The organism is Mycolicibacterium vinylchloridicum (assembly GCF_013404075.1).
GTDB lineage: Bacteria > Actinomycetota > Actinomycetes > Mycobacteriales > Mycobacteriaceae > Mycobacterium > Mycobacterium vinylchloridicum.
In genome coordinates, this window is record NZ_JACBJQ010000006.1 from 135,545 (window position 1) to 158,384 (window position 22,840).

The following is a 22,840-nucleotide window of genomic DNA, read 5'->3' on the forward strand; positions in this document are numbered from 1 at the left end:
CATGTCTCAGCCGCAGCTGACCTGAGGCCAGCCTTGACCCAAATGAGCGACGTGCGTTGACCGATTCTGGGGCGCGACTACACCTGACAGGTGGGACACCAGAAGACGTTGCGGCCCTCCATCTCGGCGGTCCGTACCGGGGTGCCGCACACCCGGCAGGCCTCCCCGGCGCGCCGGTAGACGTAGGTCCGCGGCCGGTTCGGTGCGTAGGACGGCGCTCCGTGATCGTGCTCGGGTGCCACCACCACGATCTTGCCCCGCCGCACACCGACCTTCATCAACGCGACCAGGTCGGTCCAGGCTTCGGCGAACTCATCGGCACCGACGTCGCGGCCCAGCCGGTACGGGTCGATGTGGTGGCGAAACAACAATTCGCTGCGGTAGACATTACCCACGCCGGCAATCACGCTCTGATCCATCAGTAACGCGCCGATAGGCTTGCGGGACTTGGAGATTCGCGCCCAGGGCAGCGAGGGGTCAGCATCCCGTCGCAGCGGGTCAGGTCCGAGCCGGGCCACAATCGCGGACACCTGCGCCTCGTCGACCACTTCACAGGCCGTCGGGCCACGCAGGTCAGTGCCGAATTCGGCGCCGACGACCCGCATCCGCACCTGGCCGACGGGCAGCGGCATCGGCACCGGCGCCTCGGTGAAGGTGCCGTACAACCCCAGGTGGATGTGCACGATCGGGCCGCCGTCGTAGTGGTGGAACAGGTGCTTGCCCCACACCGACGCGCGGGTGAACACCCGCCCGTTGAGGATCGCGGCGTCGGTGAACCGGCCCTGCGGGCTCGACACGGCCGCCGGGGCGCCGGCGAAGCGACGCTGATGCAGCCGGGCGAGCCGGTGAAGGGTGTGGCCTTCCGGCACGGGTCAGGCGGGGGCGCCGGGCACCGGTGGCGGCACGTGGGTGCGCTCGTACTCGTCGAGGATGTCGATACGCCGTTGGTGGCGTTCGGCTTTCGACCACGGGGTGGACAGGAAGGCGTCGACGAACTTCAGCGCGTCCTCGACCGGATGCATCCGGCCGCCGATGCTGACAACTTGAGCGTTGTTGTGCTCGCGCGCCAGCGACGCGGTCTCGACACTCCAGGCCAGCGCACAGCGGATACCGGGCACCTTGTTGGCGGCGATCTGCTCGCCGTTGCCCGATCCGCCGATCACGATGCCCAGGCTGTCGGGGTCGGCCAGCGTCTTGGTCGCCGCGGAGATGCAGAACGCCGGGTAGTCGTCCTCGGCGTCATAGGTGTACGCGCCGCAATCGATCGGCTCGTGACCACCGGATTTCAGGTGCTCGATGATGGCCTGCTTGAGTTCGTATCCGGCATGGTCTGAGCCGAGGTAGACACGCATGGCCGATACTCTACTTCGGCGTCGCCTCAGCCCACCGTGATGGCGTCCAGCCGTTCCTTGATGAACGCCGACGACGTCACCGGCGCCAGCCCGGCCACCCGCCCGATCGGCGGTGCCAGCGGCGTGATCAGCGCATCGTGATTGGCCTCGTAGAAGTAGATCAGCGAGACCAGATCCTCCTCCGGAGCGTGCGGCTGCGGCGGCAACACCCGGTGCCGCCCGGACGGCCAGCGCCGTCCGCTCCAGTACTCGAGGAGGTCGCCGATGTTGATGGTCAGCGCCGCGGGATCGTACGGTGCGTCTTCCCAGCCGCCGGCTTCGGAAAAGACTTGCAGCCCACCGGCTCCGGGCTCGCGATCCAGAATGGTCACGGTGCCGAAGTCGGTGTGCGGCCCGATCCGGAACTGTCCGGGTTCAGGCTCCCCGACGACGCTGACCGGCGGATAGTGGTTGATGTTCATCGTCCAGGTCGGCCGGTCGGCCAGGGTGGCGAACGGGTTGTCGGGCAGCCCGAGCGCATGGGCCATCAGCGCCAGCAGGTCGTCGGCCAGCCGGTGCATGGCCTCGGTGTATTCGTGCACCAGCGCCTGCATCTCGGCCACCTCGTCCGGCCAGACGTTGGGCGCGAACCAGACCCGGTCGACCTCGGGATCGCCGACGGCAGTCTCGGCACCCAGGCTGTAGCTCTCCTTCAGGTCGGGCGGTGTCTCGGTGCCCTCCGCGTAGGCGTTCGCCTCCGCACCGGGCGCGATCCAGCCGTGGCCGCCGACCGGCACCGAGTACCGCCGCTTGACGTCATCAGGCAAGTTGAAGAACTCGCGCGACGCGGCCCGCACCCCGGCAGCCAGCTCGGGCGCGATGCGGTGTCCGGTGACGAGGATGAAGCCCGCTTGCTGCAACCCTCCGTCGAGCTCGGCTGCGACGGCGTCGGCTTGGGCTCCCCCGGCATACCAGCGGGAAATATCGACGGAGGCGATCACGTCTCGGCCACTCCGATGTCCTCGTTCCACAGTTCGGGATTCTCGGCGATGAATTCTGTCATCATCGCCACGCAGCGCTCGTCGTCCAGCAAGGTGACGTCGACGCCGAATTCGGCCAGCCAGTCGTGGCCACCGACGAAGGTTCGGCTCTCCCCGATCAGTACCGCGCCGATGTTGAACTGCCGCACCAGCCCACTGCAGTACCAGCAGGGCGAGAGCGTGGTCACCATGATCGTCGAGCGGTAGTCCCGCTGACGGCCCGCAGCCCGGAAGGCGTCGGTCTCGGCGTGCAGTGACGGGTCACCCTGCTGGACACGGCGGTTGTGCCCGCTGCCCAACAGCACGCCGTCGGTGCTGAACAGAGCGGCACCGATCGGAATCCCGCCTTCCGATAAGCCTTTTCGAGCCTCAGCGTAGGCAACGTCGAGCATCTCGAGAGGCGTCATACCTTGGCGCGCTCGGCGGCGATCTTCGATCGGCACAGCACAAGATAACTCGCGCCCGCGATCAGGAAGCCCACGAAGAACGTGACGTCGCCGAGCTGCGGCACCTCCCTGGCGATGTAGCCGACGAACTTGACCTGGTTGGAGAACAGCAGCACCGACGCCACCAGACCGATCGCGAAGGACGCGAATCCGGGCCAGTTGGTGTAGCTGCGGTCGTAGAGGAACCCGGCGATCGATTGGCCCTGCCGCAGGTATTGATCGGCGAACACCACACCGAGCCACGGCCCGATCCAGTAGGCGATGATCAGCAGGAAGGCCTCGTAGCTGGCGGCCGCGTCGGGCAGGGCCCAGAGGGCGATCAAGAATCCCGCGACACCGAAGAACACGGTGACCAGGGCGCGCGCGATGTGGTGCGGAAGCTTGACACCGATGGTGACGAAAGCCATTGCCCCCGAATAGATATTGATCGCGTTGGCTGCTATGGCCCCGACCGCGATGGCGAGCAGCGTGGCCTTGGCCAGCGGCGAGGCCAACTCGCTGGTGAACGCCTCGGTGGGGTTGTCGGACAACGCCGGGCCGATGGTCACCGATGCGGCGCCGACCACCTCGAGAACAACGCACGACAGGAACAACCCCAACGAGGCGAACAGCCCGGTGCGCGTGGTCGATACGGTGGCCGGCAGGTAGCGGGTGTAGTCGGCGGCATACGGAGTCCAGCCCGCCGCATAGCCGAAGGCGGTGCCCACGGTCAGCAGGAAACCGCCAAGGCCGCCGACACCACCGTCAAGGGCGGGTGCGTCGAAGTGCGATTTGGTCAGGATCACCACGGAGGCAACGGCGAAGATCACCGCCAGCACCGGGAAGGCCCAGCGCTCGAACGCCTGGACCAGGTTGTGGCCGAAGAACGCGAACCCGGTCTGGACGAGCACGATGATGACCAAGCCCACCCACGGCGCGATGTGGAACAGGGTGGCCAACGCGTAGGCGCCGCTGACGCTGTTGGTGGCGAACCACCCGACACCGGCCGTCACCGACATGAGGACCGCCGGCACCGCATTGCCCTTGAACCCGAATGCCATTCGGCCCAGCACCATTTGCGGCACACCGTGCAGCGGGCCGCGCGCGGACAGGAAGTAGTGTGCGATCGCGCCCAGGCCGGTGCCGATGACGATGCCGGCGACGGCCTGCCAGAACGTCATTCCGTAGACGGCCACCGCGAGCACGCCGACGAAGATCGTCGCGAACTCGAGGTTGGGCGACGTCCACGTCCAGAACAGCTGACGCGGCTGCCCGTGCCGGTCCTCGTGGGAGATGAATTCGTTGCCACCGGGTTCGACGGCCACCAGCTTGTCGCGGTAGGTGCCGTCGGTCTGCACGCTCGGCTCTGCCGGGTCGGCCAATGTCATGGACTAAAGGTTGTACCAACAGAGCCGGCGCGCAACCGGAGGAGAAAATCTAATCGAACTGCGGCGCTTCGGTCCGGGTTCGCTTGAGCTCCCAGAAGTGCGGGTACGACGCGAAAATCACTGATGCGTCCCACAACTTGCCGGCTTCCTCGCCGCGTGGGATGCGGGAGAGCACCGGGCCGAAGAAGGCCACGCCGTTGATGTGGATGGTCGGGGTCCCGACGTCCTCGCCGACGGCATCCATGCCTTCGTGGTGACTCTTGCGCAGGGCGTCGTCGTACTTGTCAGTGGTGGCCGCCTCGGCGAGTCCGGCGGGCAGCCCCACCTCGGCCAGCGACTCCTTGATGACGACGTCGAAGTCATTGTTGCCCTGGTCGTGGATGCGGGTGCCCATCGCGGTGTAGAGCGGCGAGAGTACCTCGCGGCCATGCGCCTGCTCAGCGGCGACGGCGACCCGGACCGGGCCCCAGGCCTTCTTCATCATCTCGAGGTACTCCTCGGGAAGGTCGCGGCCCTCGTTGAGGACGGCCAGGCTCATCACCCGGAAGTCGACGTCGATATCGCGCACCTTCTCGACCTCGAGGATCCAACGCGAGGTGATCCAACACCAGGGGCACAGCGGGTCGAACCAGAAACCGGCGACAGACTTCTCGGACATGGGGCTCCTCCCAGCGATGGACGCAGACCTTCAACTCAACTCACGTCGTGAGATCACTGTTCCCGCTTGCCGGTGCCAACTACACAAAGCTGGGCATGGCGGCACGGGAAATGCATAGGTGGCAATTCTTGACCCAACCGTGGTGCATTTGTGACCGCTGTGCACCAGTGTTCCATGAGTGATTGGTGTGATCCGAGTAGTGACCGCCGCCGCGTTCGTCGCAGGCGCAACCGCAATGGCAGCTCCGGCCCATGCCGACCCTGTCGACGACGCCTTTATCGCCGCCCTCAACCAGGCCGGCATCCACTACGACAACGCCGACGCCGCCACGCAGCTGGCGAAGTCGGTCTGCCCGCAGTTGGTCGGGCCGGGCAAGTCGTTCGGGATGGCTGTGGCCAAGGTGCAGGGCGGTGGCGTCCCGCCCCAGATGGCGGCCTTCTTCGCCGGCATGGCGGTGAAGCTCTACTGCCCGGCGATGATGAAGTCGGTCACCAACGGAACCTTCTTCGACTGGATCCAGGCCCCGCACATGTAGCTGGGCGTGCCGCTAGGTTATTGATGTGGCACTTCCCAACCTCACCCGTGACGAGGCCATCGAGCGCGCTGCTCTGGTCACCGTCGACAACTATCGGATCGTTCTCGACCTCACGACCGGCGAGACGACGTTCCGGTCCACCACGACCGTCGAATTCGAGGCGCTCCCCGGCGCCGACACCGTCATCGACCTGGCCGCCGAGACCGTGCACAGCGCGGTTCTCAACGGCGTCGACATCGACGTGTCCGGGTATGACGAGTCCACCGGCATTGCGCTGCAGGGGCTGGCCAAAACCAACGTTCTGGTGGTCGACGCCGACTGCCGCTACTCCAACACCGGCGAGGGCCTGCACCGCTTCGTCGACCCGGTCGACAGCGAGGTCTATCTGTACTCGCAATTCGAAACCGCCGACGCCAAGCGGATGTTCGCGTGCTTCGACCAGCCCGACCTCAAGGCCACGTTCGACGTGACCGTGACCGCGCCGTCGCACTGGCAGGTGATCTCCAACGGCGCGACCAGTGGACGGGACACGGCCGAAAAAGGCACAGTGCACACCTTCGCCACCACCCCGAAGATGAGCACCTACCTGGTGGCACTGATCGCCGGACCGTACGCGCGCTGGGACGACGTCTACACCGACGAGCACGGCGAGATCCCGCTGGGCCTGTTCTGCCGCTCGTCGCTGGCCGAGTACATGGACGCCGAGCGGCTGTTCACCGAGACCAAGCAGGGCTTCGGCTTTTATCACCAGAACTTCGGTGTGCCGTATGCGTTCGGCAAGTACGACCAGCTGTTCGTGCCCGAATTCAACGCCGGCGCAATGGAAAACGCCGGCGCGGTGACGTTCCTGGAGGACTACGTCTTCCGGTCCAAGGTCACCCGGTACAGCTACGAGCGCCGGGCCGAGACCGTGCTGCACGAGATGGCGCACATGTGGTTCGGCGACCTGGTGACGATGACGTGGTGGGACGACCTGTGGCTCAACGAGTCGTTCGCCACGTTCGCCTCGGTGCTGTGCCAAGCCGAGGCCACCGAGTACGACCAGGCATGGACCACGTTCGCCAACGTGGAGAAGTCGTGGGCCTACCGCCAGGACCAGCTGCCGTCGACCCACCCGGTGGCCGCGGACATCCCCGACCTGCACGCCGTCGAGGTGAACTTCGACGGCATCACCTACGCCAAGGGCGCCAGCGTGCTCAAGCAGCTCGTCGCCTACGTCGGGCTGGAGCACTTCCTGGCCGGCCTGCGTGACTACTTCGCCGCACACGCCTTCGACAACGCGACATTCGACGACCTGCTGGGTGCGTTGGAGAAGGCGTCGGGCCGCGACCTGAGCGACTGGGGTCGGCAGTGGCTCAAGACCACCGGGTTGAACACGCTGCGCGCCGACTTCGACGTCGACGCCGACGGCAAATTCACCCGCTTCGCGATCGCGCAGGGCGGCGCCGCACCTGGGGCCGGCGAGACCCGGGTGCACCGGCTCGCGGTCGGTATCTACGACGACGACCCGACGACGGGCAAGTTGGTGCGGGTTCATCGCGAGGAACTGGACGTAGCCGGAGCTTCGACTGAAGTGCCTGCGCTGCAAGGAGTTTCGCGTGGAAAGCTGATCCTGGTCAACGATGACGACCTGACCTACTGCTCGCTGCGGTTGGACCCGGACTCACTACAAACGGCCCTGAGCCGGATCGCCGATATCGAGGAGCCGCTCCCGCGCACGCTGGTGTGGTCGGCGGCGTGGGAGATGACCCGCGATGCCGAGCTGCCCGCCCGCGACTTCGTCGCGCTGGTGATGAGCGGGGTCCAGGCCGAGACCGAGGTCGGTGTGGCGCAGCGGCTGCTTCTGCAGGCGCAGACCGCGCTGAACTCCTACGCCGACCCGGCGTGGGCGTGCGCCAACGGCTGGCCCGCGTTCGCCGACCGGCTGCTCGATCTGGCGCGTGAGTCGTCCCCGGGTTCGGATCACCAGCTGGCGTTCATCAACGCGCTGTGCACGTCGGTGCTGCAGCTACACCACGTCGCGGTGCTGGCGACGCTGCTGGACAACGAGCCCGCCGAGGTGAACCTCCCGGGCCTGGTCATCGACACCGATCTGCGCTGGCGGATCGTCACCGCGCTGGCCGCCTCCGGTGACCTCGACGGTGACGGACCCGAGACACCGTTCCTCGACGCCGAGGCGCAGAACGATCCGACGGCTGCCGGTCGCCGTCACGCCGCCGCCGCCGCGGCGGCTCGCCCCCAGCTCGCGGTCAAAGAAGCCGCGTGGCAACAGGTGATCGAGGACGACACCCTGGCCAACATCACCGCGCGCTCGATCATCGGCGGGTTCGTCCAGCCCGGGCAGAGCGCCCTGCTGCAGCCGTTCACCGAGCGCTACTTCGCCGCGATCCCCGGAGTATGGGAGCGTCGGTCCAGCGAGGTCGCGCAGACGGTGGTGATCGGCCTGTACCCGTCCTGGGACATCAGCGAAGAGGCGTTGGCCGCCGCGGACACTTTCCTGTCCGGGGAACTGCCGTCGGCGCTGCGCAGGCTGGTCCTCGAAGGCCGGGCCGGTACCGAACGCGCACTGAAAGCGCGCGCCTTCGACGCCGGCTGACCTCGCGCTGCCATCATCAGGCGATGGCGGCCAAGAACACCAGGCGAGCCCGCGCAGCGCGCAGGCGGATCAGGCGCGTCAGGGCCGTCGTCAACGACCTGACCGAGGAACAGTGGACGGCGCTCAAAGACGCCTGGAACGGCTGCGCCTATTGCGGCGTCAAGGGCAAGCCGCTGCAACGGGACTGCGTCATGGCGATCTCCCGGGGCGGCAGGTACACCATCGACAACGTCGTGCCCGCGTGCGCGGCGTGCAACGCCAGCAAGTGCAATGACGAAGTCACCGGCTGGATGCGCCGCAAACGCCTCGACGAACGCGCCTTCCTGGAGCGCTACGTCGCGATCAAAAGCCAGAACTACGGCCTGGAGATGCCGGCCGACATCACCCGCACCGCGCTGACCAGCCCGTCGATGAGGTTGCCCTCTTTGAAGGCCGACGCGGCCGCTGACACCCCCAGCGGGGCCGCCGACTCCGCACCACGGCTGCGCACATCCGCGCCGTAGACGACCTCGATCGCCTTCTGGTCGGGCGACACGGCCAGCAGCACCGCGTTGTTCGGTGTCGGCACGTCGGCCAGGATCTCGCGCGCCCGGGCTGCGGTGTCGCTGCCCAGATCGCCGATGTACACCGCGAAGCGGGCCTTGGACTGCCGGCTGCCGTACTTCAGCGCATCGTCGAGTTCGACCAGCTGGCTGATCGGGAACGGGTAGTGCACTGACAGCTCACCCGGCTCGGTGACACCCGAAACCCGGCCGCTGGAGGTCAGCGCATAGCCGTACGGCAGGTTGGCCGGATCGACGGTCGCGACCGTCCCGTGGTCACCACTTGCCACTTGCTCCACCTCCCACGTTCACATCGCCGGCGCTGTGGCCGTGATGGCCACCGCCGGGAACTACCTCGTCGACGGCCGCCCAGAGGATCGGCGCGTGCGTCCAAGGATCGGACATGTTGTAGGTCTTAGCGTGCTTGCTCTTGCCGGGGATGAACAGCAAGGCCAGCACAGCTGCGAGCCCAAACGGGATGCCCACGAATAGACCGTGGATGACGGCAGCATTCACGAGGCAAACCGTAGCAGTCTCACGCCGCACCCTCACCCAGGTAGCGCACCCAGGCCGGGTCGAGTTCCTTGATGGTGCACAACAGCCGCCAGTGCTGCCCCTTCGGCGGCGTCGGCACCAGTCGCAGCGTCCAGCCGAGCTCGCTCAGCAGCTTGTCAGCCTTGCGGTGGTTGCACCCTGCGCACGCGGCGACGCAGTTTTCCCACGAGTGCTCACCGCCGCGGCTGCGCGGTATGACGTGGTCGACGGTGTCGGCCTTGGAGCCGCAGTACGCGCATCGGAACCGGTCGCGATGCATCAGCGCGGCCCTGGTCATCGGGATCCGCGCCCGGTAGGGCACCCGAACGAAGCTGCGCAGCCGGATCACCGACGGGACCACGATTGCCCGGGTGGCGGAGTGGATGACCGGGCCGGCGGGGTCGTCGTGAACCACGTCGGCCTTACCGCACAGCAGCATGATCACCGCCCGGCGCATGGGGAGCGCCGTCAGCGGTTCGTAGGTCGAATTCAGTAACAGCACCCGGCGACGTCCCCACACTGATCCGTCGGCCGGGCCGGGTATGTGAGGGTCTGAGTGCAGGCTTGAACTCGGCAGAGACCCGACTGGGCCCGCCGCGGCACGGTGGCCGCGGTTCCGTTTGCGCTGCGACATACGTCCTCCGGCAACCAGTCCACCACGGATCCGCCGCAATCGCACGACTATTTGTTCGGTGTTCGCAGGTCAAATCCGTGAACATCGGGTGACGTGGGTCGCGCCCGACGCCGACGTACACAATGGTGGGGTGACGGAAACTCAGGCCGACGGGGATGGGCACACGTTCTACGACGCGGTGGGCGGAGCAGAGACGTTCCGCAAGATCGTGTCCCGCTTCTACGAGCTGGTTCGAGAGGATGAAGTGCTGCTTCCGCTCTACCCGCCGGACGAACTCGACGACGCCGAGGACCGGCTACGCATGTTCCTCGAGCAGTACTGGGGCGGTCCGCGAACCTATTCCGATCAGCGCGGCCACCCCCGGCTGCGGATGCGTCATGCCCCGTTCCGGATCGGCTTCATCGAACGTGACGCCTGGCTGCGCTGTATGCACACCGCGGTCGCCTCGATCGACTCGGCGACGCTCGACGACGAGCATCGCCGCGAACTGCTGGCCTATCTCGAGATGGCCGCGCAATCGATGGTCAACTCCGCCTTCTAAAGGACGCCCGTGACCCAGCCTGCTGCCGCCCCGTGGTGGGCGAATGCGATTTTCTACCAGGTCTATCCCCGCTCGTTCGCCGACAGCAACGGTGACGGTGTCGGCGACCTCGACGGGGTGACCGACCATCTCGACCACTTGAGCCGGCTCGGTATCGACGCGATCTGGCTCAACCCGGTCATGGTGTCGCCGATGGCCGATCACGGCTACGACGTGGCCGACCCGCGCGATGTCGATCCGCTGTTCGGTGGTCTGGCCGCACTCGAGCGGCTGATCGCCGAGGCGCACGCCCGCGGCATCCGGGTCACGATGGATCTGGTGCCCAACCACACCAGCTCCCAGCACGCCTGGTTCCAGGCGGCCCTGGCCGCCCCGCCGGGAAGCATTGAGCGAGAACGCTATATCTTCCGGGATGGTGTCGGCACCGACGGCTCCACTCCGCCCAACAACTGGGTATCGGTGTTCGGCGGGCCGGCCTGGACCCGGGTCGACGACGGCCAGTGGTACCTGCATCTGTTCGACGCCGAACAGCCGGACCTCAACTGGGACAACCCCGAAACGTTCGAGGACCTGGAGAAGACACTGCGGTTCTGGCTCGACCGCGGGGTGGACGGCTTCCGCATCGATGTCGCGCATGGGATGGCCAAGCCGCCCGGCCTGCCCGATATGACCAACCCCGACATCGAGATGCTCACCCTCGATGACGACGATCCCCGGTTCAACCACGACGGTGTGCACGAGATCCACCGCGGAATCCGTTCGGTGCTCGACGATTACCCGCATGCGGTGACGATCGGCGAGATCTGGGTTTTCGAGAACGAAGACTTCGCCAAATACCTGCGCCCCGACGAACTGCACATGGGGTTCAACTTCCGGTTGGTCCGGGCCGAATTCGACGCCGCCGACATTCACGAGGCGATCGAGAACGCGCTTGCGGCGGCTTCCCTCGCCGACGCCAGCCCGACCTGGACGCTGTCCAATCACGATGTCGAGCGGGAGGTCACCCGGTACGGCGACGGACCTCGGGGGCTGGCCCGCGCCCGGTCCATGGCGATGGTGATGCTCGCGCTGCCGGGCGCGATGTTCCTCTACAACGGCGAGGAACTGGGCCTGCCCAATGTCGACCTACCGGACGACGTGCTGCAGGACCCGGTCTGGGAGCGCTCCGGGCACACCGAACGCGGCCGCGACGGCTGCCGGGTTCCACTGCCGTGGTCGGGTGACGCTCCGCCGTTCGGCTTCTCGTCGAAGCCCGGCACCTGGCTGCCCATGCCCGCGGACTGGGCGTCGCTGACCGTCGAGCGCCAGCTGGCGGATCCGGATTCGACGCTGGCGTTCTTCGGCACGATTCTGCGGTTGCGGCGCAGCCATTTTCACTTCACCGATTACGACGTGGAATGGCTGCAGTTACGCGACGACGCGTGCGCGTTCCTGTCCGGTGGCGTGCTGTGCGTGCTGAACACCGGTTCTGTTGCGTTGCCGCTTCCGGCAGGCGAACTGCTCGTGGCCAGCGCGCCGTTGGTCGGTGGCGAGCTGGCGGCGGATTCGGCGGCCTGGTTGGTGCCCGGTTAGATCCCCGCGGCGATCACGTTGACCACCGAAGCGACGATGATCGCACCGAACACGAACGACAGCAGTCCATGACCCAGGGCGGTGGCCCGCATCCGCGTTGACGTCAGATTGGTGTCAGATATCGCGAAGCTCATCCCCACCGCGAAGGCGACGTAGAAGAAGTCCTTGTAACAGGGCCGGTCTTCGTCGCCGTCCGGACTGTTGAAATCGATGCCCCCGGGCTGTCGGGGATCGAAATAGTGTTTGGCGTAGATGAGGGCGAACAACGTGTGGATGGTCAGCCAGGCCAGCACCACACTGCCGACGGCCATCCAGGCCGCACCGGAATCGTCTTGGACACCCTTGGCGACTTCCTGGCTACGGGCGAGTAGAACCCCCACTCCGACCAGGCTGGCGACCGCGGTGCCGAGCACCAAGGTGACGACCACGACCGGTAACGGCTGCTCCTGCTCGGCATGCCCTTGGGTCTCGGCTGAATCGAACCGCCACAGCGCCAACCACGTCCACGTCGTGAAAACCATTCCCAGCGCCGTGCACCCGCCCAGCAGGGACAGCACTCCGTTGTCGCGCCACAGTACCGCCGTTACGACGGCGCCGAGGGTCACACCGACGGCGACTCGGGCGGCCGGGCTTCTCCAGAACGGCAGCTTGCCATGCAGCGTCTCAGACATCGCGGCTCCTAACGCAGTACCAGCGCGGGGTCCCCGCGTCGTCGGTACACCGATCCGAACCGGGCGTCGATCCGCAGCCACGTCGGCGACAGTCGCACCCGGACGATCTCGTCTTCGCCTGGCCGTTCGGGCACAAATCCCATGGCGGTCAGGGCGAAGACGCAGCGCATCGGCACACCGACGGCGGTATCACCCGAACTCACCTGCAACACATCTTGATCCAGCAGAGAGGCGGGCGGGCCGTGTGCGCTGCTGTGCTCTTTGGCCAGCCCGGCACCACGCTCGGCCAGGTCGCTGAGGATCGCGGCGGGCACGTCGTCGACGTGGCTGAAACCGGTGTCCGGCGGGAGCCCACCCCGCCAGGCGGAATCCATCGGAAAGCCGGGGTCGATGTAGCCCGAAGGGTCGGCCTCGCGCAATCCGCGAGCCAATTCATCAGCCCCGCAAGACAAGTCGGCCGGGTTGAGCTGGCCGGTCACGACTCGGACGGCGAGCACGTCCAATCCGGTGGCCACCCATGCGGTCACCAGGCCGTCGGAACGGGCCCGCAGCCGGATCACCGCGGCTTCATCGAGGCGCAGCGCATGCTCGACGAACGCCGCAAGGTCGCTGCGCACGACAGCCTCCGGGATGACCAGGGTGCGCGTCATCGCTGCCAGCGCTGCAGGTACTCCCGGTGCTTGGGCGAAAGCCGAACCAGCCGCTGCTCTTCGATGTGCACGGCGGCCAGCTGCGTCTCGGCGATCACCGACGGCCGTGAATCCGGCTCGGCGGTCAGCGAGCGCACCTCGTAGCCGATGGTGAAGTCCACGGCACGCAGCCGCTTGGTCCACATCGTGACCTGCAGCGGTGAATCATTAAGCCGCAGTTGGCCTTTGTAGAGCACCTGCACCTCGTGGATGAGCAACCCGATGGTGGCGATGTCCTCGGCGAAGGGCTCGGCCAGGAAATCCACCCGCGCCTCCTCCAGGATGGTCACCATGGTCGCGTGGTTGATGTGCTTGTACATGTCGATATCCGACCAGCGCACGTGCACGCCGGTGGTGAATCCGTTAACCACTTGATCCTGTTCCGCTCGTTCTCGTCATGCTGCGGATCTGGCGCGCCGCCACCGAGAGCGTGGCCAGATCGCGTTCGTCGTCTGCGTAGATCTCTGCCAGCGTGCGACGGGCCCGTTCGACCCGCGATCCGTTGGTGTGCTCCCACTCGGCGATTTTCTCTTCGCCGGTCTCCTCCGGCTCCCCGACCGCCAGCACGTCGAAGCACAGCGCCCGCAGCGATCCGTAGATGTCGTCGCGGATCGCCAAGCGGGCCAGCGAATGCCAGCGGTCGTCCCGAGGCAGGCCGGACACCGCGGTCAGCAGGCCGTCGGTGCTCAGATGATCCATCAGCGCAAAGTAAGTGTCGGCCACCTCGGCGGCATCGCGATCGACGATGTCCGCGATGTCGATCACATCGAGCAGGCTGTACTGATACAGCCCGCTGGCCACCTCGTAGGCCAGATCTTCCGCGGCACCGTGCGCGGCGAACTCGCCCGCTTCTTTGTTGACGATCGCCTTGTCGTCGCCCCGCAACCACTGCGGCATCCTGGGTGTCAGCTCGGCCAGTTTCGCTGCGAACCGGTTGATCTCGGCGCCGACCGCCAGCGGCTGCGGACGGTAGTTCAGCAGCCACCGGGCCGCCCGGTCGAGCAGGCGGCGCAGGTCCAAGGTCATCCGGTCGGAGACGTTGACCGGCAGCTGATTGGTGCGGCCACCCTCGAGGATCCGCTGCCATATCTTGCCGATCCCGAAGATCGCGTCGGTAGCCACGAACGTTCGCACCGCGTCGACGTAACCCACACCGGTGTCCTCTGCGACGCGGTAGGCGAACGTGATCCCGCCGATGTCAACGACGTCGTTGACCAGCATCGTGGTGATGATCTCCCGACGCAGCTGATGGCTGCGGATCTCGGCGCCGAAGCCGTCGCGCAGCTGGCTCGGAAAATACCGCGGCAACCGCGACGCGAAAACTTCCTGATCGGGCAGGTCGCTGGCCAGCACCTCATCCTTCAGCGCAAGCTTGACGTGCGCCATCAGGGTCGCCAATTCCGGTGAGCTGAGGCCGATTCCGACTTCCTGACGCCGATGGATCTCCTTGTTCGACGGCAGCGCCTCGAGCTCGCGGTTGAGCCCGCGCCGTTCCTCGAGCTCGGCGATCTGGCGGGCATGCACGTTGAGCAGCGACGCGGCGTTGGCCCGGCTGGTACCCATCAGGTCGTTCTGGTCGATGTTGTCGGTCAGCACCAGCCGCGACACCTCGTCGGTCATCGAGGCGAGCAGATCGGTGCGTTCGTCCGCGCTGACTTTTCCCGCGGTGACCAGCGAGTCGACCAGGATCTTGATGTTGACCTCGTGGTCGGAGCAATCGACACCTGCCGAGTTGTCCATGGCGTCGGTGTTGATCCGCCCGCCGCACAAGTCGAACTCGATGCGACCCAGTGATGTCACGCCGAGGTTGCCGCCCTCACCGATCACCTTGGCCCGCACCTGGTTTCCATTCACCCGCACGGTGTCATTGGCGCGGTCGCCAACTTCGGCGTCCGATTCGGACTCGGCCTTGATGTAGGTGCCGATACCGCCGTTGAACCACAAGTCCACCGGGGCCTGCATGATCGCCTTCATCAGGGCCGGCGGGGTCATCTCGTCGGCATCGCCCTGCAGGCCGAGCGCACCACGCATCTGCGGGGTGATCCGAATCGACTTCTGCTGGCGGCTGAACACACCACCGCCCTCGCTGATCAACGAAGGGTCGTAGTCCTCCCAGCTCGAACGGGGCAGGTCGAACAGCCGCTTGCGCTCGGTCCAGGAGCGCTGCGCATCCGGGTTGGGATCGATAAAGATATGCCGGTGATCGAACGCCGCGACCAGCCGGATGTGGTGTGAGAGCAGCATTCCGTTGCCGAACACGTCCCCACTCATATCGCCGACGCCGGCGACGGTGAAGTCCTCGCTCTGGGTGTCCACCCCCATCTCCCGGAAGTGCCGCTTGACGGACTCCCAGGCTCCCTTGGCGGTGATGCCCATCGCCTTGTGGTCGTAACCCACCGAGCCGCCGGAGGCGAACGCATCGCCCAACCAGAAGCCATAGGAATTGGCGACGTCGTTGGCGATGTCGGAGAACGTGGCCGTGCCCTTGTCGGCGGCGACCACCAGGTAGGCGTCGTCACCGTCGCGACGGACCACGCCGGGCGGGGTGACCACCTCGCCGGTCGCCCGGTCGACATTGTCGGTGACGTCGAGCAGCCCGGCGATGAACAACCGGTAGCACGCAATTCCCTCCTGGCGGAACGCATCCCGGTCGGCAGCCTCGTCGCCGAGCGGTGCCGGCGGCTTCTTGACGACGAACCCGCCCTTGGCACCGACGGGCACGATGACGGCGTTCTTGACCGCTTGGGCCTTGACCAGACCGAGGATCTCGGTGCGGAAGTCCTCCCGGCGATCCGACCAGCGCAGCCCACCACGGGCAACGAAGCCGAATCGCAGGTGCACACCTTCGACCCGCGGTGAGTACACGAAGATCTCGAATTTCGGTCTCGGCAGCGGCAACTCGTCGATGTGCTGCGGATTGAGCTTGAGCGACAAGACATTCTGGGCGTGTGCCGAGTCACCGCTGGTGACGAAGTAGTTGGTGCGGAGCGTGGCCTGGACCATCGAGGCGAACGCCCGCAACACCCGGTCGGTGTCCAGACTCACCAGCGCATCGATATCGGCGGCGACGGCGTCCGCCGCGGCCAGGGCGTCGAGACCCTTGGCCGCCGAGTCCGGATCGAACATCGCCTCGAACAACGCGACCAGGGAACGCGCGGTTCTGGGGTTCCCGTTCAGCACCGACTCGATGTGCGACTGGCTGTACGGGAAAGCCGCCTGCCGCAGGTACTTTGCGTAGGCCCGCAGCACTGCCACCTGCTGCCAGGTGAGCCCGGCTCGCAGTACCAGTTCGTTGAACCGGTCGATCTCGGCGCGTCCCTGCCAGATGGCGGTGACGGCGTCGGCGAACCGCTGCCCGTTGGCATCCAGCTCTTCCGCGGTGGTGGCGTCGGGCATCGACGCGTCCGGCCGGATCTTGAACTGGTAGATCCAGACTGTCAGCCCGTCTGGGCGCACGACAGTGAACGGGCGCTCCTCGAGCACCAGCACCCCCATGCACTGCAGCATCGGCAGCAGGTGACTCAGCGAAGCCGTGGACCCGCCCAGATACCAGGTGAGGAAGGCTTCGTTGGGTTCGTCGCCCGCCTCGAATTGCAGCTTGACCGAATCAGGTTCCAGCGCTTCGATGATGCCGATGTCGGTGATCGCCTCGGTGGAGGTGACGGCCTTCTTGAACTCCTCGGGCAACGCATCCGCGTAGTGCTCGGCGACCGCGAGGTCGATCTTGCCCTCCCGCGCTGACCCGAGCAGCCGGTCACCCCAGGTCCGTAGCGCCTCGGTCAGCAGCCCCTGCACGCGGGTGCGGTTGGCGTCGCTGTCGTCGATTGACTGGCGAGTGGACCCGTCCGGCAGCCGGACCGTGAAATGCACTACCGCCCAGGGCGATTCACTGACCCTGGCGGTGTAATCGATACTCTCCCCGCCGAACTCGCGCACCAGGATGTCCTGCATGTGCAGCCGCACCTCGGTGGTGTAGCGGTCGCGGGGCAGGTAGACCAGACAGGACACGAAGTGACCGAGCTGGGCGGCCCGCAGGAACAGCAGTGCGCGGCGGCGCGAGCCGAGGTCGACGACGGTGCTCGCCATGTCGAGCAGCTGGGCAGCGGTCAGCGCGAACAGCTCGGAGCGCGGGATGGTCTGGACGATGTCGAGCATCAGCTGACCGGGGTGGCTGGGGTCATTGTGCGACAGTTCCAGAACGTCGCGAACCCGCCGCGAAATCAGCGGGATGTCAAGGACATTGGCGCTCATCGCCGTCGCCGTGAAAAGCCCCACGAACCGGTGCTCGACGTCGCCGGCGGGCGCGTGCTCGCGGATCACCACGATGTAGGGGTATGCCCCGTAGCGTAGGAAGCTGGGCATGGTGGCCTGCGCGAGCACGAGTAGATCACCCGGTTTGGTCAGCTCCGGCAGCACCTCGGTACGCAGCCGCGCCACCCCGAGGCGACTGGACTCCACGACGGCGGCAGTCCCTTCGCCGACGGTGCAGTCCTGGCAGCCCAGCAACACGAAGTTGCCCACCGACAACCAGCGCAACAGGTCGGCGACATCCTCGCGGTCAGCGCCGGCGAACCGGGTTCCGGAGTCGTTGTCGAGCTCGCGGGCCAGGTCGTGCAGCGCGGCACTGAGCGCCACCGAGTCCAGGGCCACCTGGCGAGCGTCGGCCACCACCATCGGCAGCATCCGCTCGGCCTCGGCCACCGCCTTGCGGTTGACCGACGGCGAGAGCTGAACGTGGATCCAGGATTCCTCGAAGCCCTCCGAATCCGAGGCAGCATCGTCGGTGAGCGGTCGCACGTCGAGCAGCTCGCCGCTTGCGCTGCGCCGCACCCGGAACACCGGGTTCATCAGCGCCACGTAGGCGACGCCGAGCCGGTGCAGTAGCACCGTGACCGAGTCCAGCAGCAACGTGGCCTGGTCGGTGACGATCTGCAGCGCGGGCCCGAAGCCGCCGGGGTCGTCGCTGGGATAGATCGCGACGAGCGTCTCTCCGACGACCCGGCTGTGCGCCAGCCGCTCCTGCGCGGCGATCAGGCCCGGCGGTACCGCCCGATCGGCGGCCGCCGTCACCAGCGGACCGGTGTCGGTGGCGTCCGCGTCGGGCGCTCCCCCATGTGGACCGCGATACGTGGCGAGGTAGGCCTCGCCTATCGACTCGGTAGTTCTGGGGTCAACCGTCATACCTGCCGCTCCTGATCAGCATGCGAACCGACGCTGGTCCGCAGCGCCACATTAGTCGCGTGTGAGCCTGCGGTGGGTAACCCTGTGCGGACGGGCCGCGTCGGCGCCCAGTCGTTCGAGCTTGTTCTCCTCGTAGGCGCCGAAGTTTCCTTCAAACCAGAACCACTTGGCTTCGTTGTCGTCGTCGCCCTCCCACGCCAGGATGTGCGTGCAGGTGCGGTCGAGGAACCAGCGGTCGTGGCTGATCACCACCGCACAACCGGGGAAATTCTCCAAGGCGTTCTCCAGTGAGGAGAGCGTCTCGACATCGAGGTCGTTGGTGGGCTCGTCGAGCAGGATCAGGTTGCCGCCCTCTTTAAGGGTGAGCGCCAGGTTGAGCCGGTTGCGCTCGCCACCGGAGAGCACTCCGGCCGGCTTCTGCTGGTCGGGGCCCTTGAACCCGAACGCCGACACGTAGGCCCGCGACGGGATCTCGTTCTGGCCGACCTCGATGAAGTCGAGACCGTCCGAAACCACCTGCCAGACAGTCTTTTTCGGGTCGATGCCGCCGCGACCCTGGTCGACGTAACTGAGCTTGACGGTGTCGCCGACCCGGACGTTGCCACTGTCGGGCTGCTCGAGGCCGACGATCGTCTTGAACAGCGTCGTCTTACCGACACCGTTGGGGCCGATGACGCCGACGATGCCGTTGCGGGGCAAGGTGAACGACAGGTCTTTGATCAGGGTGCGGCCCTCGAAGCCCTTGTCGAGGTGTTCGACCTCGACGACGACGTTGCCCAGCCGCGGCGGAGCCGGGATCTGGATCTCCTCGAAGTCGAGCTTGCGGGTCTTCTCCGCTTCGGCGACCATCTCCTCGTAGCGGCCGAGCCGGGCCTTGTTCTTGGCCTGCCGGGCCTTGGCACCGGAGCGCACCCAGGCGAGTTCTTCCTTGAGCCGCTTCTGCAGCTTCTGGTCCTTCTTCCCCTGCACCTCGAGGCGCTCGGCCTTCTTCTCCAGATACGTGGAGTAGTTGCCCTCGTAGGGGTACGCGCGGCCGCGGTCGAGCTCCAGAATCCACTCGGCGACGTTGTCCAGGAAGTACCGGTCGTGGGTCACCGCGAGGATCGCGCCCTTGTACTCGGCGAGGTGCTGTTCGAGCCATTGCACGCTCTCGGCGTCGAGGTGGTTGGTCGGCTCGTCGAGCAGCAGCAGATCCGGCTTGGACAGCAGCAGCTTGCACAGCGCCACGCGACGTTTTTCACCGCCGGAGAGGTGGGTCACCGGCTCGTCGGGCGGCGGGCAGCGCAGCGCGTCCATCGCCTGCTCCAGCTGGGAGTCGATATCCCAGGCGTCTTCGGCGTCGAGCTCCTCCTGGAGCTTGCCCATCTCGTCCATGAGCTCGTCGGTGTAGTCGGTGGCCATCAGCTCGGCGACCTCGTTGTACCGGTTGAGCTTGGCCTTGACGGCGACGCCATCCTCGACGTTCTCGCGGACCGTTTTCGTCTCGTCGAGCACCGGCTCCTGCATGAGGATGCCGACGGTGGCCCCCGGCGCCAGCAGGGCGTCGCCGTTGTTGGCCTGGTCGATACCGGCCATGATCTTGAGGACGCTCGATTTACCGGCGCCGTTCGGGCCGACGACACCGATCTTGGCTCCGGGCAGGAAGGCCAGCGTGACGTCGTCGAGGATGACCTTGTCGCCGTGCGCTTTGCGGACCTTCCGCATGGTGTAGATGTATTCCGCCATTGCCGCGGTAATGCCTTCCGTGTGGTCTCCGAATTGCTCGCCGACCATCCTAGGCGCGCGCGGCGGAGCCCTTGCGGCCGCGCTGGCCGGGCCAGCGCGGCCACCGGAGCCCGTCTCACGCCGACAGCGGTAGACCCGTCGTCTCGTCGGACTCGTCGGCAATGACGGAGTCCTCGGCAGTCGGCCCGTCAGCTGCGGGTTCGGCCGGCCTGGGCTGCTGTTCGTAGCGGATGATCGCGCGCGACAGGTCGGGGCCGACCGCGGTGGCCCGCATCTCCAGCGACGAGCGCCGCACGCCCTCCTTGTCGTCGTACTCGCTGGTGAAGACGTCGCCGACGACGATGACGGGCGCGCCCTTGAAGAGGCCGGCGCCGACACCGGTGACCAGCTTGCCCCAGCAGTTGACGGTGATGAACAGCGAGTTGCCCGGTTCCCAGGTGCCGTCTCCGGTGCGGCGACGGGAATTGCTGGCAACCCGGAAGCTGATCAGCTCCTGGTCGCCGACGATTCGGCGGCGGGGGTCGGTCACGACGCGGCCGACGACGGTCAGATGAGTTTCGAACATGGCTGGGGTCCTTTCGTTGCGCATGGGTTGTGCGCCTCCAGTGGGCGCTCAGACCCCGACGGTTGCGCCGCCTTCGTGTCGAGCCCTGTCGTGGACTGTGGATGAAGCCGGAACTGGGGATGGACCCGTTCTCGGGTGACTGGTCACGAATGTAACGGCAGGGAAGCAGATCAGCGATTTCGCCGCCGTGGCGTTACGTTCGGTGACGTCCTCAGCGTTCCGTCTCGCGGCGGGCCAAGTGGGCCAGCATCCTGTTGTAGGCCGCCAGGTCGGCGTCGTCGTCGCGTTCGGCGGCACGATCGAGCCGCTTGGCGGTGCGCCGGTCGCTACGAGTCCACTGGATCAGCAACGCGATCATCACCACTACGAGCGGGATTTCGCCTGCCGCCCAAGCGATTCCGCCGCCGAGATGCTGATCGTCGAGAAGGTCGGTATGCCAACTCAGCTGCAGCGACCGGTAGAAGCTCTCTCCCAGCACCCGCTGCTGGCCCATCATCACCACGCCGAAGAACGCGTGCAGCGGCAGCGAGGCGAACACCATCGCGATCTTGGCCACCGCCGGCAGTGGCCGCGGTGTGGGATCGACGCCGATGACGACCCAGTAGAACAAGTAGCCGCTCATCAGGAAGTGCAGGTTCATCAGCACGTGGGCACCATGATTGCTCACCGCGGCGTCGAAGATGCCGCCGAAGTACAGCGCGTAGAACCCGGCGACGAACATGATCGTCGCGACCACCGGATGGGTGAAGAACCGCGACCACCTGCTGTGCAGGGCGTCGAGCAGCCACTCCCGCGGTCCGGGCGGATTGCCCTTGCCTGCGGTCGGCAGCGCCCGCAGTGCCAGGGTGACCGGTGCGCCCAGCACCAGCAGGACGGGCACCAGCATCGACAGCAGCATGTGGGCGGCCATGTGCATGCTGAACATCGCGGGCATGTAGGCGCCCACGCCCGACGACGTGGTGAACAGCAGCACCGCACAGCCCAGCAGCCAGGCGATCGTGCGGCCCGCCGGCCAGGCGTCGCCGCGGCGGCGCAGCCGGATCACGCCGGCCAGATAGACCGCGGCGAACACGATCGCGGCGGTACCGAAGGCCAGGTCGAAACGCCAGTCCAGCAGGACCCGCGCGACCGTCGGCGGGCCGGCGAAGTCGTAGCCGATCGCCACCTCGGCAGGCGACGGATTGGCCGACAGCGGCGCAGGCGGCGGGGTGCGACCCAAGCCGACCGCGATACCGAAGGTCAGCCCGAACACCAGCGCCTCGACAAAGGCCAGCCGGATCAGCGTGCCGCGCGCCTGCGGGTCGGCCTGCAGCGCGGCCACCGGGCCACGGCGCTGCCGCCAGCCGATGGCGCCCAAGGTGCACAGCGCGACGATCTTGGCCACCACCAGCCAGCCGTATTCGCTGGTGAACAGGTCCGACAACCGCATCCGAACCAGCGCGTTGATGACTCCGGACATCGCCATCGCGATGAAGCACCACAACGCCACCGCCGAAAAGCGCCGCACCGCCAGGTCGGCGTGCTCGCCGCCGCGGATCGCGTGGGCCAGCAGGGCCAGCAGACCACCTGCCCACAGCGCGCCGGCCAGCAGGTGAATCAGCAGGCTGTTGGTGGCGATGTCGTGCGCGCCGCCCGCCGACGAGTGCCCCGTCAGGCCCAGCGGAACCAATGCGATCAGCGACCCGGCCAGCAAGAACGGCATCCACGACCAGCGCAGCACCGCCCGGCCCGCGACCGCCACCAGCAGCGCGAGGAAGGCCGTCCAGCGCCACGCACCGGCAGTGTCCACCAGGCTGGCCACCGACCACAGCTCGACGGGGTTGAGGTGATCGCGCAGCGGCTGACCGGAGACGTCGGAAACGGTCAGCGGGATCAGCAGTACTGCACACACCGCCCACAAACCTGACGCCGCGACACCCGTCTTCAGCGCCCGGTAGCCCGCCACGTCGAGCACCCCACTGTCCTGGGGCGGGGTGAAGAACGTCGCGAACAGGAATGCGCCGACGGCCACCACCGCCGCGATTTCGCCGGTGGCCCGCACGAACGGCAGGCCCAACGTGGTGACAGGTCCGGCATCCGGGAGCCCGGTCGCCGTCAGCGCATCGGCAAGCGACAGCGCGCCGATACCCGCGGCGGTGATGCCGGCGAGCACCGCGACCATCCACAGCACCGGCCATACCGCGGTGTGGCGGTCGGCGGGCGCGGTCATGGAC

Annotated in this window: 20 protein-coding genes and 1 pseudogene; 5 read left to right on the top strand and 16 right to left on the bottom strand. The window is 66.9% G+C overall.

Annotation, left to right across the window (positions count from 1 at the left end; genetic code table 11):
- Nucleotides 1–77: 77 nt before the first annotated feature.
- From HPC46_RS07760 to HPC46_RS07785, 6 genes are read right to left on the bottom strand one after another with little or no spacing between them, the layout of a single operon-like run.
- Nucleotides 78–869, bottom strand: coding sequence for an Fpg/Nei family DNA glycosylase (locus HPC46_RS07760; RefSeq protein ID WP_179468467.1), 792 nt, complete (start codon nt 867–869; stop codon nt 78–80).
- A gap of 3 nt (nt 870–872) precedes the next feature.
- A complete protein-coding gene (locus HPC46_RS07765) occupies nt 873–1,352 on the bottom strand; it encodes a ribose-5-phosphate isomerase (RefSeq protein ID WP_179468468.1) in 480 nt (159 codons plus the stop codon).
- 26 nt (nt 1,353–1,378) lie between these two features.
- Nucleotides 1,379–2,332: an isopenicillin N synthase family dioxygenase gene (locus HPC46_RS07770; protein ID WP_179468469.1), complete on the bottom strand. Its 954-nt coding sequence runs from the start codon at nt 2,330–2,332 to the stop codon at nt 1,379–1,381.
- A complete protein-coding gene (locus HPC46_RS07775; RefSeq protein WP_179468470.1) occupies nt 2,329–2,778 on the bottom strand; it encodes a nucleoside deaminase in 450 nt (149 codons plus the stop codon). The genes HPC46_RS07770 and HPC46_RS07775 overlap by 4 nt, the downstream gene beginning before the upstream one ends.
- A complete protein-coding gene (locus HPC46_RS07780; RefSeq protein WP_179468471.1) occupies nt 2,775–4,184 on the bottom strand; it encodes a purine-cytosine permease family protein in 1,410 nt (469 codons plus the stop codon). Before HPC46_RS07780 ends, HPC46_RS07775 begins: the two co-directional genes overlap by 4 nt.
- Nucleotides 4,185–4,233: 49 nt before the next feature.
- Entirely contained in the window at nt 4,234–4,842 is a 609-nt protein-coding gene (locus HPC46_RS07785) for a mycothiol-dependent nitroreductase Rv2466c family protein (protein WP_218893836.1), read from the bottom strand.
- Nucleotides 4,843–5,041: 199 nt separating this feature from the next.
- On the opposite strand from HPC46_RS07785, the gene HPC46_RS07790 reads away from it, so the two are divergent.
- The 3 genes and pseudogenes from HPC46_RS07790 to HPC46_RS35490 all read left to right on the top strand — a co-directional run.
- The gene (locus HPC46_RS07790) at nt 5,042–5,377 is read left to right on the top strand and encodes a DUF732 domain-containing protein (RefSeq protein ID WP_252990732.1); all 336 of its coding nucleotides are present in this window, start codon (nt 5,042–5,044) and stop codon (nt 5,375–5,377) included.
- 25 nt (nt 5,378–5,402) lie between these two features.
- A complete protein-coding gene (gene pepN / locus HPC46_RS07795) occupies nt 5,403–7,973 on the top strand; it encodes an aminopeptidase N (RefSeq protein WP_179468473.1) in 2,571 nt (856 codons plus the stop codon).
- Nucleotides 7,974–7,996: 23 nt separating this feature from the next.
- Nucleotides 7,997–8,323 (top strand): annotated as a pseudogene (locus tag HPC46_RS35490) (HNH endonuclease); the annotation flags it as partial.
- Between the two features lie 5 nt (nt 8,324–8,328).
- On the opposite strand, the gene HPC46_RS07805 reads toward HPC46_RS35490, so the two are convergent.
- Genes HPC46_RS07805 through HPC46_RS07815 form a run of 3 tightly spaced genes read right to left on the bottom strand, consistent with a single transcriptional unit; the run spans nt 8,329 to nt 9,683 of the window.
- A complete protein-coding gene (locus HPC46_RS07805; RefSeq protein WP_179468475.1) occupies nt 8,329–8,805 on the bottom strand; it encodes a DUF5130 domain-containing protein in 477 nt (158 codons plus the stop codon).
- Nucleotides 8,792–9,031, bottom strand: a complete 240-nt coding sequence (gene ctaJ, locus HPC46_RS07810) for an aa3-type cytochrome oxidase subunit CtaJ (RefSeq protein ID WP_179468477.1) — start codon at nt 9,029–9,031, stop codon at nt 8,792–8,794. Before ctaJ ends, HPC46_RS07805 begins: the two co-directional genes overlap by 14 nt.
- Before the next feature lie 19 nt (nt 9,032–9,050).
- A complete protein-coding gene (locus tag HPC46_RS07815) occupies nt 9,051–9,683 on the bottom strand; it encodes an HNH endonuclease (RefSeq protein ID WP_179468479.1) in 633 nt (210 codons plus the stop codon).
- A 130-nt stretch (nt 9,684–9,813) separates the two neighbouring features.
- Here HPC46_RS07815 and HPC46_RS07820 point away from each other — a divergent pair, with 130 nt between their 5' ends.
- Both HPC46_RS07820 and HPC46_RS07825 read left to right on the top strand, forming a co-directional pair.
- Complete coding sequence (locus HPC46_RS07820) at nt 9,814–10,224, top strand: globin (protein WP_179468572.1); 411 nt, start codon at nt 9,814–9,816, stop codon at nt 10,222–10,224.
- 9 nt (nt 10,225–10,233) lie between these two features.
- Nucleotides 10,234–11,796: a glycoside hydrolase family 13 protein gene (locus HPC46_RS07825; RefSeq protein WP_179468481.1), complete on the top strand. Its 1,563-nt coding sequence runs from the start codon at nt 10,234–10,236 to the stop codon at nt 11,794–11,796.
- On the opposite strand, the gene HPC46_RS07830 is transcribed toward HPC46_RS07825, so the two are convergent.
- From HPC46_RS07830 to HPC46_RS07860, 7 genes are all read right to left on the bottom strand, one after another.
- A complete protein-coding gene (locus tag HPC46_RS07830) occupies nt 11,793–12,467 on the bottom strand; it encodes a DUF1345 domain-containing protein (protein ID WP_005145241.1) in 675 nt (224 codons plus the stop codon). The genes HPC46_RS07825 and HPC46_RS07830 overlap by 4 nt on opposite strands.
- Nucleotides 12,468–12,475: 8 nt before the next feature.
- Nucleotides 12,476–13,117 (bottom strand): DUF8010 domain-containing protein, encoded by a 642-nt coding sequence (locus HPC46_RS07835; RefSeq protein ID WP_179468483.1) that lies wholly within the window; start codon nt 13,115–13,117, stop codon nt 12,476–12,478.
- Nucleotides 13,114–13,527: an acyl-CoA thioesterase gene (locus tag HPC46_RS07840; protein ID WP_179468485.1), complete on the bottom strand. Its 414-nt coding sequence runs from the start codon at nt 13,525–13,527 to the stop codon at nt 13,114–13,116. The genes HPC46_RS07835 and HPC46_RS07840 overlap by 4 nt, the downstream gene beginning before the upstream one ends.
- Nucleotides 13,520–18,337: an NAD-glutamate dehydrogenase gene (locus HPC46_RS07845; RefSeq protein WP_179468487.1), complete on the bottom strand. Its 4,818-nt coding sequence runs from the start codon at nt 18,335–18,337 to the stop codon at nt 13,520–13,522. The genes HPC46_RS07840 and HPC46_RS07845 overlap by 8 nt, the downstream gene beginning before the upstream one ends.
- Nucleotides 18,338–18,388: 51 nt before the next feature.
- Nucleotides 18,389–20,062, bottom strand: coding sequence for an energy-dependent translational throttle protein EttA (ettA, locus tag HPC46_RS07850; protein WP_179468489.1), 1,674 nt, complete (start codon nt 20,060–20,062; stop codon nt 18,389–18,391).
- A gap of 115 nt (nt 20,063–20,177) precedes the next feature.
- Entirely contained in the window at nt 20,178–20,627 is a 450-nt protein-coding gene (locus HPC46_RS07855) for a single-stranded DNA-binding protein (protein ID WP_179468491.1), read from the bottom strand.
- Nucleotides 20,628–20,838: 211 nt separating this feature from the next.
- Nucleotides 20,839–22,836 carry a bifunctional copper resistance protein CopD/cytochrome c oxidase assembly protein gene (locus HPC46_RS07860; RefSeq protein ID WP_179468493.1) on the bottom strand — a complete coding sequence of 666 codons (1,998 nt, stop codon included), beginning with the start codon at nt 22,834–22,836 and terminating at the stop codon, nt 20,839–20,841.
- Nucleotides 22,837–22,840 lie beyond the last annotated feature (4 nt).